Below are 14577 nucleotides of genomic sequence, written 5' to 3'. Positions count from 1 at the left end.
ATGGAATATACGCCTGCTGAAGCGGTTTGGAACGTGCGTCCCGTCCGGTGGGAGCTGGCGGCCGAGAATGAGATGTCCCGCCGGTTTTACGGGGTATTGCTGCGCTGGATTCCTTTCGCCGTCAAGCAATACGGCGTCTGGGATGGACGTCCGGAGTGCGGCCACTTTTTCGGCGGCACGTTCTGGTATCAGGCCGATTCGGCACATGTGTCGGCGATTTTCGCGGCGATGTCGAAGCTCGGCGAATACGACGAATCGGTCGCCGGCGTCCCCCGCAGCGAGCTGAAGCGGATGGCTGTCTCGGCGATCCGTTACATGGGTTTCACGCACGATACCGGGCCTGCCGATTGCGTGCGGGCACAAGGCGTACTGCCTTATACGAGCGGCAAAAAGTGGGGCGGCCGCGGCGACGGCTTTTTCATGGCGAGCCAGAACGGCCGGTCGGTTGCCGCAATGGCGTGCGCGGCATGGCTGCTCTGGGACGAGCTGGACGGAGAGACGAAGCGGCTCGTCCAGAACGTAACGTCGAGCTACGCGGACCGGTGGGCGGCGGAAGAACCCCGCAACGGCGTCTATTACGATACGCAGTGCGAAGAAAACGCCTGGACGGCGGCCGGCATCTCCGCGGCGATGGGGATGTTTCCGGACCATCCGCATCAGCAGGAGTGGCAGGCCGGGTTTACCAATTGGGCGATGAACGCCGTTACGACTTACCGCGACCGGCTGGCTTATCCGTCCGGGCTCATCGACAAGACGAACGGCTTGAAGGTGACAACCGTTACGTTCCACCCCGATTATACGTCGGAAAACCACGCCTTCGTGCATCCGAGCTATTATTGCGCGGGGACCAATCTGCGCGCCATCCATGCCGTGTTCGCGCTGATGAGCGGACAGCCGGTCATGGAAAGCGCGCTGTACAACAACGTGCCCTTGTATGAACGGACCGTGAAAATATGGTCGCAATTCGACGGACTGAACATCCCCGTGCAAGGACAAGACTGGTGGTACAACCGCCAGCACGAGCGGCAGCTGACCCATACGATCCTGAACGTGCTTGGCGGCGATCCGGATGCGGCCCGCCTCGCACGCTCCTCCCTCGACAGCATTGAGCGCATCCAGGCAAGCAATAACATCGGGGCGCTGCTCGAAGAAAACGGCGAGGAATGCGTCATTAACCGGGACCACGGACAATTCGCCAAAGATTTGGAGCACGGCTCCGCTTACGATCTCGCCGTATCGTATCTGCTGCACGTCTTCGGCGGCGCCGGAGCGTCCCCGAGCGAGCCGGCGGAGCTGGCCGGACGTCTGTCGGGTGTCCATCTGTATCCGTTCGGCGGCTCGGTCATCCATCGGACGCCGGAGACGTTTACGAGTTTTACGTGGCGGAATAACGTGATGGGACTCAGCATGCCGGCGAAGGGCGTCTGGAACGTTACGCCGCTTTATGCGAGCTATACAGGAACGATGAAGCTCGAATCGTCCGGGACGTTACCGGGAAGCTTGACCAACGAATCGATCATCCGGGGAGTCGAGAAGGAACAGATCAGCCCCTATACAGACGGATTTGGAGCGGTGGTCGAGATTTCCCGAGGTCATGGCGATCTGAAGCAGGATGTTGCCTTTGTCGCGCTTCCGGACGGCCGCAGCGTGTACGTTGAGCGGTTCCGGGTGCAGAAGGCGTGTGCCGTCCGGGAATGGCAGACGGGGACGATCGGCATCCGCAACGAGAGTTATACGGCTATGCCGGAGCTGGCTCCCGGAAGCCGCACTTTGTACATGGCGGACGGGGAACGCACATTTCGCGGATTTTACGGCAGGGAAGCGGATGAGGTGCGATCGTTCGGCCCGATTCCTTATGTTAACGTGGACCACACGATCGGGTATTTGCTTTATGGCACAAGAGGAGTCCGGTATGTGAACCGTCACGTATATCCGAAATGGAAGGGCGTCGAGGATATTCTGGTGCTCAACGATTTCGGCGACCGGACGTTCGACCAGCCGCAAACGCTGGAGCCGTCAGTAATCGTCGCCCTGCCGAACCGGACCGCCGAGGAGACGGCGGCAAGTTACGGCCGGACGCATCGCTACGATACGGGCCGGTCGGACCTGACGGTGCTGGAGACGGAAGGGACGCTAGTGTATGCGTCGTTCGCCGAATCCGATCAAACGGTATCGGTACGCAAAGCGGCGGACGCCCTTGGAACAATCGATCTGTACGACGGCATCCAAACCTTGGATGCGGATTCGTTCGTTTGGTCCGGTACGATCCCGGGTTTCCGGGCGGGTTATTTCGTAAGCCGGTATAGCGTGACCGAAGCGAAGGGACCGGAGCTCCGGCTAGAATTCTCGGTGAACGCCGGGCAACTGTTCGTGCTGAATCATTCGACCGAGCAAGCGGTCGTCACGATCCGTGAACGTGCAACCGGCGTCACGTATGCCGCAGAGCTGGCAGCAGGAGCGTTCCGCAAGTTTCCAGCCTAGTCCAATAGGCAGAAATAAAGGCCCGGCATCATTTGATGCCGAGCCTTTTGCGGTATTCGGAAGGCGACAGGCCGATTTGTTTTTTGAACATTTTGGCAAAGTGCGGGTAATCTTCGTAACCGATCGTCTGGGCGATTTCATACGTTTTGTAGCGGGGATCCTCCAGCAGCGCCTTTGCTTGATCGAGCCTAAGTCCGGTTAAGTAATGAATAAAGCTGACGCCGATTTCCTGCTTGAACACGCGGCTGAAGTACGACGGGGACATCTCGCACAAGTCCGCCACCTCCTGCAGATCGAGTGTCGGCTTGGCGTAATGTTCCCGGATATGCTCGACCGCCCTGTGCAAATAATGCTGCGTGCCCCACTTCCTTGTCGCGCGCAGCTCCTCCATTACCGCATCGGCATAAGCGACGGCCGCTTCCGCAATCCGCTCCGCCGCATCGGGCCACGTCAAGGGCTCGATGGCGGCCGAGGCGATCGTTCCGCCGCTGCGGTTCTCCAGCTCCGCCGTTACAAGTGTCAGCAGATCGGAGTAACGTTCCTTCAGCTCGGCCGGTTCGGGCTCGTCCTCCATAAGGTCCGCATGCAGGCCGGACAGGCCGGCCTGCACCTCCTCCCGGTTCAGCAGCCATATGCGCTCGGCGAGCGGACCGGCTTTGTTGCGGGAATATTGCAGCCATTCGCTGCGCTTCGTCGCAGCGTGCCTGTTCTTGCCCAGCTTGTCCGACAAGCGCTGAAGCAAAGCGACGAGCAGCTGGGGCTTCACCGGTTTGAGCAAATAGTCAAAGACGCCGGCCCGAAGCGCCCGCTGGGCGTAACCGAAATCGTCGTAACCGGACAGGACGACGATCTCGGCCGTCCCTTTGCGATGCTTGAGCGCTTCGATCAGCTCCAATCCGTCCATTACCGGCATCCGGATATCGGTAATAATCAGGTCGGGGGAGAGGCGGTCGGCCAGCTCCAGCGCCTCTTGGCCGTCCTCCGCTTCTCCGGCGACACGAAACGGCTCACCGCTCGTTTCAATCAGCTTGGACAAGCTGCGCTTGACCATATATTCGTCGTCGGCCACGATTACCGTATACATGCTCCAACTCCTCCTAGGTCCGTTATCCGTCTTGGCCGCTGTTTTCGCGGGCTCCGCTGGTTCCGTCTCCCGAACGGGCGGGCTTGGCAAGAAACGGGAGCAAAATATCGATTCGGGTGCCTATCTCGCCAGACTGCCGGATCGTTATCCCGTACGGCTCCCCGAATACTAGCCGGATACGCTGATGGACGTTGCTCAGGCCGATCCGCCCGCGTCCCGCAGCCGGCTGGGCGGCGGAAGACGCTGCGTCGCTGCCTTGGGGGCTGCTCCCCCGCTCATATTCCGCTCCGCCGCCCGCGTCTGGGTTGCCGGCAAAGAGCCGGTCGTACCCCGCTTTGCGCTCGGGTGGCATTCCTTTGCCTTTATCCACCACACTCAGAACGTATCCGTTCTCCCGGATCTCCCCATGCAGTCCGATGTAGCTCGGCTTCAGCTTGTGCTTCTCGTAGCCGTGGGTGAAGGCGTTCTCCACGATCGGCTGCACGATCAGCCGTACGGCGCGTACGTAGGGAAGAAGATGTTCGTCCGTCCGGATGTCCACCTCCAGGGAACGGTACCGTTCTTTCTGGATTTCGAAATAGCTGGACAGATGGCGCAGCTCTTCCTCCAGCGTGACCGCTTCCTTCGGATCGCCTACGCTGTACCGGAACAGATCGGCAAGCGCGGTAGTCATATTGCTGATCGGAAGCACGCCTTCCACGACCGCGTACGAATTGATCGCTTCCAGCGTGTTATACAAGAAGTGGGGGTTGATTTGAGACTGCATGGCGAGCAGCATCGCTTCCTTCTGCCTCAGCTCCAGTTCTTTTTCTTTCAGCTCGGAGGCGTGTACGACCTCGATCAGCCGGCGGATTTCCCCAACCATTTTGTTGAAGCTGCGATTCAGCCTGCCGATTTCGTCATAGCGCTTCTCCGGTGCGAGCACGTTCAGCTCGCCGTTTTCGGCCCGGTACATCAGACGCTGCAGCAGTTGGAGCGACCGGGTCAGATGCAGCGAGAAAGCGCCGAGCACGAGCAGGACGAACACGATCAGACAAGAGCCGACCCACAGCGAAATGTTGCGCATCGCGATCAGCTTGCCGGCAAGCTCCCGAAGCGGCACCTCGGATACGATAATCCAGCCGTTCAACGCGGAACGGTGAAACATCACAAGCATCGTGTCCTGATCCGTTTTTTTCTCGTAGTACCCTTCGGTTTGGCTGCGGAGCGTAGCCAGCTCCTCCTCCGGTATCGCCTTGCCCCAGAGGGCGGGATCGGTGTGCTCCACGATTTTGCCCTCGCTGTCGATGATCGACAGATGGCCGGTTTGTCCGAGCTTGATGTTGGAGACGATTCTGGAGAAAGGGGTCATGTTCAAGTCGATAATAATGAACCCGGCGGTCTGATACGCCTGCGTATCCCAGAACTTACGAATGACCGTAACGACCGGAGTCGAGCCGTCGAGTCTTAAGCCCATCACTTTATACGTTTCGTCGTCCTTCAGCTCGTCCAGCAGATCGGCGGCGAATATTCGTCCGGCGTTGCCGTAGTTGGTCGAGATTCCGTTGCGGGATACGATCGAGAAGCCGTATATATCTGTCCGGCCGAAGAAAAAATTCGGCAGCAGCTCTTGCTCGATGGCGCTTTTGATCTTCACCAGCTCAAACGTGTCGGTCGGGGACAAGCTCATAAATTGCTGGATCAGCGGATGGGAGACCAGCGGAAACGTAGAACGCTCCAGGTCGCGAAAGTACGAATCCAGATGGCCTCCCGTTTGCCGGATCAGCTCCTGATTATATTGCCTTGCGTTTGTTTCGATCGTTTCGGTCGATTTCTGAAACCAGAGCAGGCCGAATATAAAAAATGGCAAACCCAACAGCCCGATAATCAGGACGTTCATTTTCGTTTGGATGGACAAGCCGCTCAGCCGTTTGTACAAGGTCTGTATCCTCATGCGCTGCGTCATCTCCCGGGCGTCACTCGGCGATCGTCTGTGAATGGAACAGATCCGCTTCCCTTCCGCCTTGAAAGGAAACGGATCTTCAGGTTTGCTGTCGTGCATGTATCCTTCGATCGATAATGTGGTTATGCCAAGCTGTTAAGCGCCTGATCGAGATCTTCGATCAGCGAGTCCGCCCGCTCCAGTCCGATGGAGATACGGACGAGTCCGTGCGGGATGCCGGTAGCTTGGGAAGCTTCTTCCGAGATTCCGAGACCCGGGGTGTTGATCAGGCTTTCGAAGCCGCCCCAGCTCGGACCCAACTCGAAGTAGCGAAGCCGCCGGATCATCTCGGAGATCGCTTGTTCGCTTCCTTTCGGAACGAAGCTGAGCAGGCCGGTATAACCGGACAAATAGTTGCGGCCCAGCTCGTACTGCGGATGGCTGGCAAGTCCCGGGTAATAGACGGTCTCCACCTTCGGATGATTTTCGAGGAACTCCGCTACCTGCATACCCGATTCCTGATGCTGCTTCATTCGAATGGGGAGAGTGCGGAGTCCGCGCAGCAGCAGCCAAGCCTGGTGGGGGTCCATATTCGAGCCGAACAAGGCACGCTCGCCATGCGTCATCTGCTCCATCTTCTCCCGGCTGCCGATGAGGACGCCGCCAATAATATCGCTGTGGCCGCCCAAATATTTCGAAGCGGAATGAACGACCATATCGATTCCGTAGCGCAGCGGATTCTGGTACAGGGGAGTCGCCCAGGTGCTGTCGATGACCGTTCCGATTCCGTGCGATTTAGCCAGCTTCGCGACCGCCTCCAGATCCTGCATGTAGAACAGATGAGAGGACGGGCTTTCCAGGAAAATCAGTTTCGTGTTCGGCCGGATCGCTTCTTCGAATTCGGCGATGCTGTCTCCGGTCACGAAGGTAGTCTCCACACCGAACCGTTTCAGATAAGTGCCGAGAAATTCGCGTGTCGGCCCGTAGGCGCTGCGGACGCAGACGACATGCGCTCCCTGACTCATCCAGTACATGATGGCCGAGGAGATCGCACCCATCCCCGACGAGAAACATTTGGCCGCTTCGCCTTCTTCCAGTGCGGCGATTTTGCGTTCCGCAATATCGGTGGTCGGGTTTCCGATCCGGGTGTACACATAACCGTGGTCTTTCGTTTTGCGGGTAAACAACGAATTCTGGAAAATGGGCGGCACGATCGCCCCCATGAAAGAGTCGTAATCATCGCCGAGATGGGCGCAAATATCTTCCTTTGTCCAAGTCAAGTGCTCGGGCCTGGATTGGTTCGAGTCGTTCATGATGATCTTCTCCTCAATTGCAATTTTTATGAAAGGATCAGGATGAGACACGGTTGGTTTGCCGTTGTCCATTATAAAAGTGTAGCATGAATACCCCGGGATTCCAAAAGAAAAGAAAGGCGCCGCAACGCGAAAACCGATAGTTTTTTGAAGGCGGTTGCAAGGGAGGGGGCCGTTCCCGTACAGCTGGATTATGAAGCGGAGCAAGCCGCCAAATTCGACGCATTCGATCGGAGAAACTTTCATCGCGGAAAAAACGAATCAGTATCAAATTAGAAAATGATGCCATTTCTTCAAATGGCGCGCGCAAACTAAAAGGAAATACGAAGAAAGTATCGTTGACGACGCTTACAAGAGGGGGATATAATGAATAAACAAACCAGAGTTAAACCTTTTGGGTGGGTCTTATAATATTTAGGATGAACTTTGGTTATTAAACAAATCACGAACGAGTCAATTTGATGATGAACCGAAGACAACGGATGTGATTTGCTTCATTCCCATCCCATTATGAAAAGGAGCTGTTAGCGATGAATCAGGAGCAACACAAGGGAACGACGGATGCGGCGGCAGCCGGTCAGGACAAGGCGATCAGCAGAAGACATGTACTTCGCACGCTTGGCATCGGAGGCGCCATGCTGGCCGGCAGTGCTTTCGCCTCCAAGCTGGCGATGGCGGACGCTCCCCCATCCAATGCCGAGAAGGCAGGGCGCGTCTTGCAGGTTGCGAGCGTAGCCGAGCTGACCTCCATGCCGCCGGGATTGCTGAAAGATGGCCAGCATGTTGTTGTAAACGGTTACAATAATAGCGGCGACGGCGGCGGCAAGCTCGTTCGGTGGAACGCCGCCAGCACGAAGGCGGATAACGGCGGCACGGTGCATAGTGTGAACGGCATGAGCGGCCGCTTCGAGGTCGTACATAACGGAGTGGCGGATTTCCGCTGGTTCGGCGTATTCGGCAGCACCCAAAATGCGGATGCGGCGCTGGACGCGATGGCGGGCGATCTGACGATCCACCGGATCGAAGCCCATTCGGACCTCAACTTTACGAAGCGGCACGTGTACCACCGGAGCAATCTGGAGGTAGACTTCCACAACCATACGGTGACGACCGAAGGGATGGAGCTGAACACGCTGGACAATCCGTTCGGCGCGGTGATGTTTTTCCAAGGGACGGCAACGGGGGCGACCCAGACCGTTACTTTGACTGAGGACATACTGGAATACTCCGACATGTTCCAGGTGGCGGACGCTTCGGCGTTCCGGATCGGCAGCTGGTGGCATGCAGGCATCTTGGCGAACGCGGGCGGCAAAGCGCAAAAAGAGCTCGACTATATGATTATGGTAACCGAAGTGTTCCCGGCGACCAATCATGTCCGGTTCAATTACAAGTCCGGCTGGCAGCTCGCGGCAGGACGTCAGATTACGTATAAGGAAATCCGGCCGGCAGTGCGCTGCCATGTGCGCAACATGAACTTCATCGGCATTCCGGTGCCGGTTAACGGAACGAGCGTCAGACCTACGCCGGAGTGGGATCAGATCGGCTCGAACCCGGTCGCTTACGAGTATGCGGTAGAGTGCGACGCAACTGGGATTAACGCGACGAAAGTGTTCTGGCCTGTCGTCATGCGGCGGTACAACACGCACTTCCTGACCGAGCGCTGTACGCTGATCAACCCGGAGGAACGCGACTGGGGCGGCACCGGTTATTTGACGCAGCAGATCAACGTGCTGTACGGGCATGTGAAAGACTGCAACACGAGCAATGCGCGCCATCTGAACGACTTTACGTGCGCGGCCTACTGCATGGTCGAGAACTGCCACGGGGACGGCGACGAGTACGGACCGTTCGTCACGCACGGCCAATACGAGCACGACTTGACGTATATCGGCAACTCGGGGCTGCTGTCGTTTGCGAACAGCGGCACGTTCTGGGGCGACAGCGCGAAGCGCGTCACGGTGAAGAAGCATATCGCCTCGCGGATTGTGGCGAACAAGCGGCTGACCGATCTGACCTTGGAGGATTGCCATGCGGTGGTTACGTACACGAAGCCGGGGACGAAAATGTCCAACTCCGGATCGATCTGGGTGAACATGGACGGCTTGCAGATGAGAGGCTGTACGGCGCAGGAAATGATTACGATCAGCAAGGGCTCGTCGCGCGGCAAACGGAAAAACATTATTGACAGCTGCTCGTTCGGAATGATGAACGGGTACGAGCTGGCCCGTCCGATCCGTGCCGGTACGACGCAAGTCGGCTTTACGCCGAGCAACGGCGAGCTGACGATCCTCAATACCGAGTTTACGAACGTGGAAGAAATCAATCTCGGCAGCATCAACAAGCTGACGCTGATTAATACATGGTTCAAGGGCTTGCCGGTAAGCGGCAAAGTGAAGGTCGGGACGCGGGAAATCATCATGCAGGGCGGCGGGCTGATCAACTGCGGCTTCCTGTTCACCGGAGCATGGGACAAGGCCGGCGATGTGAACAATGCGAAAAATACGCCGGACCAGTCGATTACGATCGACGGAGGCGCAGTGTTCAGCGGCACAAACGGCGAGAAGGCGTTTCTGAAAAGCGTGGACCCGGGCAACGTCATTACGTGGAGCTTCGGCGATTGCACGAGTACGGCGGCCGACGCTCATACGGCGCATTTTCATATCGAGGGCGGCAGTCATAAGCTGAAGGCGATGCGTTCCCGGTTTCAAGGCGGGAAGTATGTCGTATCGAACGCGGGCTTCGGCGGAAGCAATTATATGTTCATTACGTCGGTTATCGAAGAAGGGGTTAACCGCTCGTCGCTGCCGGCGGAGACTGCGGAGATCAAACACAGCGCAGGGAACCTGACGATTTAAGGCCATCTGTAGGAAAGGAGCCGATGACGAATGGACGATAAGGATCAAGGGAAACAGAATGCGGCGAACGGAATGGGGCCGGATAAGCAGCCGGCTGCAAAACCGTTCAGCCGAAGAGGTTTGTTAAGAACGCTTGGCATCGGAGGCGCCGTTCTGGCCGGCTCCGCGGCGCTGGGCGGGCGGTTCGCTTATGCGGATAACGAACGGCCGGGCGGCACAGATGCCGGCCGCGCCGTTTTGCAGGTAGCGAACGTGAAGGAACTGCTCGCCCTGTCGCCTGATTCGCTGAGAAACGGACAGCGTGTCGTTGTAGGCGGTTACGAGCGGAACGGCGACGGCGGCGGTAAAGTGGTACGTTGGGATGCGAACAGCACGAAGGCCGATAACGGCGGAACCGTTCACGCCCTTGTCGGGGGCAAATGGGTGAAAAGCGATAACAGCCGTGAAATGCGTTATGTCGACAGCGGACATAATGGCCGCTTCGAGGCCGTACATAGCGGAGTGGCGGATTTCCGCTGGTTCGGCATATTCGGCAATACCCAAAATGCGGATGCGGCGCTGGACGCGATGGCGAACGATTTGACGATCCACCGGATCGAAGCCCATTCGGACCTCAACTTCGTGAAGCGGCACGTGTACCACCGGAGCAATCTGGAGGTAGACTTCCACAACCATACGGTGACGACCGAAGGGATGGAGCTGAACACGCTGGACAATCCGTTCGGCGCGGTGATGTTTTTCCAAGGTACGGCGACGGGAGTGACCCAGACCGTCACTTTAACCGAGGATGTACTGGAATATTCCGACATGTTCCAGGTGGCGGACGCCTCACCGTTTCGGATCGGCAGCTGGTGGCATGCGGGCATCTCGGCCAATGCGGGCGGCAAAGCGCAAAAAGAGCTCGACTATATGATCATGGTAACCGAGGTGTTCTCGGCGACGAACCATGTCCGGTTTAATTACAAGTCGGGCTGGCAGCTGGCGGCCGGACGCCAGATTACGTATAAGGAAATCCAGCCGGCGGTGCGCTGCCATGTGCGCAACATGAACTTCATCGGCATTCCGGTTCCGGTTAACGGAACGAGCGTCAGACCTACGCCGGAGTGGGATCAGATCGGCTCGAACCCGGTAGCTTACGAGTATGCGGTAGAATGCGACGTAACAGGCATTAATGCGACGAAGGTGTTCTGGCCGGTCGTCATGCGGCGGTACAACACGCACTTCCTGACCGAGCGCTGCACGCTGATCAACCCGGAGGAACGCGACTGGGGCGGCACCGGTTATTTGACGCAGCAGATCAACGTGCTGTACGGGCATGTGAAAGACTGCAACACGAGCAACGCGCGCCATCTGAACGACTTTACGTGCGCCGCCTATTGCATGGTCGAGAACTGTCACGGCGACGGGGATGAGTACGGGCCGTTCGTCACTCACGGCCAATACGAGCACGACCTGACGTATATCGGCAACTCGGGGCTGCTATCGTTTGCGAACAGCGGCACATTCTGGGGCGACAGCGCGAAGCGTATCACGGTGAAGAAGCATATCGCCTCACGGATCGTGGCGAACAAACGGCTGACCGATCTGACCTTGGAGGATTGTCACGCGGTGGTTACGTATACGAAGCCGGGGACGAAGATGGCCAACTCCGGATCGATCTGGGTGAATATGGACGGCTTGCAGATGAGAGGCTGTACGGCGCAGGAAATGATTACGATCAGCAAAGGCTCGTCGCGCGGCAAACGGAAAAACATCATCGACAGCTGCTCGTTCGGAATGATGAACGGGTACGAGCTGGCCCGTCCGATCCGTGCCGGTACGACGCAAGTCGGCTTTACGCCGAGCAACGGCGAGCTGACGATCATCAATACCGAGTTTACGAACGTGGAAGAGATCAATCTCGGCAGCATCAATAAGCTGACGCTGATCAATACGTGGTTCAAGGGCTTGCCTGTAAGCGGCAAAGTGAAGGTCGGGACGCGGGAAATCATCATGCAGGGCGGCGGATTGATCAACTGCGGCTTCCTGTTCACCGGAGCGTGGGACAAGGTGGGCGACGTCAACAATGCGAAAAATACGCCGGACCAGTCGATTACGATCGACGGAGGCGCGGTGTTCAGCGGCACGAACGGCGAGAAGGCGTTTCTGAAAAGTGTGGACCCGGGCAACGTCATTACGTGGAGCTTCGGCGATTGCACGAGCACGGCGGCCGATGCGAATACGGCGCATTTTCTTATCGAGGGCGGCACTCACAAGCTGAAAGCGTTCGGATCGCGGTTCGTGGGCGGGAAATATGCCGTATCGGGCGGGGGGTTCGGAGGCGGCAGCTACTTATTTGTCAATTCCGTCATCGAAGAAAATGTCGACCGGTCGTCCTTGCCGGCCGAGGCGGCCGGAATCCGGCACAGTGCGGGGAATCTGACGTTAGCGTAAAGAACGGGGGGGCTAAACGCGTGTTTCAACGATTAAAGCGGCTATCGGCCGCACTGCTTGTTGCAAGTATGCTTTCGTCAAGCTGGTCATCGGTTTATGCGGCAGACGCGCCGGTCGACAGTCAAGGGCACTGGGCTCAAGCCCGGTTGTCCGCCTGGCTGGATCAAGGGTACATTCAAGGCTATGAAGACGGCAGTTTGCGTCCGGATGATTCGATCAAACGCGGAGAACTGTTCGCGCTGATTAACCGGATATATGGCTGGAAAGAACCGGCGGCGATCTCATTTGCCGATTTGGCCAACGATCATTGGGCTTTCGCGGAAGCGGCCAAAGCGGTGAAAGCCGGCTATATCGAAGGGTATGAAGACAACAGCATCCGCGTCGAAGCCAGCGTAAGCCGGCAGGAGCTGGCGGTGATCGTCGCCCGGTTGCTCCGGATGAATGGAGAAGAGAACGGCAGCGCTGCGAAATTCGCCGACGCCGCCTCGATCCCGGGCTGGAGCCGCGCTCCGATCGGGATTCTCGCCGAACATGCGATCGTCGACGGTTATGAAGACGGCGCCTTTCGCCCGGCAGGACTCGTAACCCGTGCGGAGGCGGTCGTTATGCTGGATCGTGCCTCAAGCTCTCCGATCTACCATAAACCTGGAGTATACGGACCCGCAAGCGGAACGGAAACGATAAAAGGAAATATCCAAGTAACGGCAAGCGGAGTGACGCTCCAGAACATGAAGATTGATGGCGATCTGATTCTGGCCGCAGGAATCGGCAAAGGCGACGTTACGCTGAAAAACGTAACCGTGACCGGCACAACCCGTATTTTGGGCGGCGGAGTCAACAGTGTCCATCTTGTGGATACCGTCCTTGGAATCGTATCTGTCAACAATACAATCAGCACGGTTCGCATCGTCTTGAAAGGAACGGCCTCCATACAGGAGATAAGCTTGCATACGGCGGCCATTATCGTAGCCGATGAAGCCACAACAGAACACGCCGTCGGCAAGGTGACGTTAACCGGCCAATTGCCGGCGGACGCGCAAATTACGCTGGTCGGCAGCTTCGAAGCCGTTCACGTATTGGCGCAGCGCATCTTGCTCGAAATTCCGAAAGGCTCGGTCTCGAAGCTGACGATAGACCGCTTGTCCGGGCAAACCAAGCTTGTCATCGGGAAAGAAGCCAATCTCTTATCGCTGATCATCCATGCGGCCGTGTCGGTATTCGGCGAAGGAAACGTCCAGCTCGCGGTAGTCAATGCGCCGGGCGCACAGTTTGAGAAGCAGCCGCAGCGGATCGAGATCGGCAGTGACGCCACGGCTCAGACGCCGGTTAAGATCGGGGACAAAGAATTAACGCTCGGAGATGTGGTGAAGCCGCTGCTCCCGGTTCCCGGCCCGTCTGCGGGCAGCGGCTCCGACGACGACGACGAAATCGTTCCGCCTCCCGGTACAGTTTCCCCTCGAAGCCTGATTCCGCTGGAAGGCTCGGTAACCGAAAGCGTGTATGTCAATCAGCTGCGCACTGCTACGGTAGGCGACACGGTCTATGGGATCTCCGATCAGCGAGGCTATTTGTACCTGGTGCCTGGAGGGACGGACCGATATATTTCGATGCTTGACTATATGGTCGCTGCCAAGCAGGGGCAGCGCGCGTTCGGGGAAGCCAATCAGAAAGTTTCCTTTCATACGGCGGGGCTCCCTGCAGGGGACTACGTTATCGTAGCGCTTAACAGTTATTATTTAATGAGCGATTACAGCCCGGATCAGGAAATTCGCTTTCTCGCTTCGCCGGAAACACCGCTTGCCCAAAACTCGGTTCAAGTGTACAGCAACAGCCGGTTCGTCGATATCGGATTCAATAAACCGATTCGAAATGCGCTAGGCACGATGGAGGATTTGAGCAAAAGCGTAACGTATTCCACCTACAAGCCAACAGGCACGGTGACCAGTAATACGTACGAGGCGGGCGACATGATCGAGATCATGGACTCCGTAATCCGTTTCACTTTTGCGGCGGGTCAGCCGGACCCGATCACGCTAACCCTGCCGGCTGGAACGTTGACGGATGATAGAGGAGTTCCGCTGGCAAGCGATGTTGCGGTCAGCTTTGAGTTCGGGCCTTCTTTGACGGTCGTGAATCCGGGTGCGGTTCAGGCGGGCTCGCCTATAGCCGTCATTACGGATAAAGCGGCGGACGTGTATCTGGTCAAGCGGGGAGTCAGCGCAACGAAGGGCGACCTGGAACGTGCGATCGGATCGGGAACCGCGAAAAAAGTAGAAACGATTGCAGGGCAAGAGGCGTTCCTGGCGACCGATAAACTTGCTCCCGGCGAGTATGTCGTTATCGCCTGGGGCGGAAGCTCGGCTTCGATCGTCATTCGATAATCCGGCAATAGTTCAAGGTCCCGACGGCTACGGCCGGACGGACCCTTTTTTTCGAGAGACGGCGGGAAAATGGAAAAGGGTTACAACTTCGTTGACACTGTTTGCGGAC

Annotated in this window: 7 protein-coding genes; 4 read left to right on the top strand and 3 right to left on the bottom strand. The window is 57.5% G+C overall.

Annotated elements, in window-relative coordinates; translation table 11 throughout:
* Nucleotides 1-2481, top strand: a complete 2481-nt coding sequence (locus tag PV433_RS04880; RefSeq protein WP_332071068.1) for a hypothetical protein — start codon at nt 1-3, stop codon at nt 2479-2481.
* Between the two features lie 28 nt (nt 2482-2509).
* Here the strand turns inward: PV433_RS04880 and PV433_RS04875 are convergent, their stop codons facing one another.
* The 3 genes from PV433_RS04875 to PV433_RS04865 all read right to left on the bottom strand — a co-directional run bounded on the left by PV433_RS04875 (nt 2510) and on the right by PV433_RS04865 (nt 6799).
* Nucleotides 2510-3565, bottom strand: a complete 1056-nt coding sequence (locus PV433_RS04875) for a response regulator (RefSeq protein WP_332071067.1) — start codon at nt 3563-3565, stop codon at nt 2510-2512.
* A gap of 22 nt (nt 3566-3587) precedes the next feature.
* The gene (locus PV433_RS04870) at nt 3588-5498 is read right to left on the bottom strand and encodes a cache domain-containing sensor histidine kinase (RefSeq protein ID WP_332071066.1); all 1911 of its coding nucleotides are present in this window, start codon (nt 5496-5498) and stop codon (nt 3588-3590) included.
* Nucleotides 5499-5629: 131 nt separating this feature from the next.
* Complete coding sequence (locus tag PV433_RS04865) at nt 5630-6799, bottom strand: trans-sulfuration enzyme family protein (RefSeq protein WP_332071065.1); 1170 nt, start codon at nt 6797-6799, stop codon at nt 5630-5632.
* Nucleotides 6800-7329: 530 nt separating this feature from the next.
* Here PV433_RS04865 and PV433_RS04860 point away from each other — a divergent pair.
* From PV433_RS04860 to PV433_RS04850, 3 genes are read left to right on the top strand one after another with little or no spacing between them, the layout of a single operon-like run.
* Nucleotides 7330-9654 (top strand): hypothetical protein, encoded by a 2325-nt coding sequence (locus PV433_RS04860; protein WP_332071064.1) that lies wholly within the window; start codon nt 7330-7332, stop codon nt 9652-9654.
* Nucleotides 9655-9684: 30 nt separating this feature from the next.
* Nucleotides 9685-12087: a hypothetical protein gene (locus PV433_RS04855; protein ID WP_332071063.1), complete on the top strand. Its 2403-nt coding sequence runs from the start codon at nt 9685-9687 to the stop codon at nt 12085-12087.
* A 20-nt stretch (nt 12088-12107) separates the two neighbouring features.
* Nucleotides 12108-14468: an S-layer homology domain-containing protein gene (locus tag PV433_RS04850; protein WP_332071062.1), complete on the top strand. Its 2361-nt coding sequence runs from the start codon at nt 12108-12110 to the stop codon at nt 14466-14468.
* The last annotated feature ends 109 nt before the right edge of the window (nt 14469-14577 follow it).

The organism is Paenibacillus sp. GYB004 (assembly GCF_036577605.1).
In the GTDB taxonomy this organism is placed as follows: domain Bacteria; phylum Bacillota; class Bacilli; order Paenibacillales; family NBRC-103111; genus Paenibacillus_AB; species Paenibacillus_AB oceani.
Note: the sequence above shows the minus strand (reverse complement) of the source record. Positions and strands in the feature narration are given on the sequence as shown.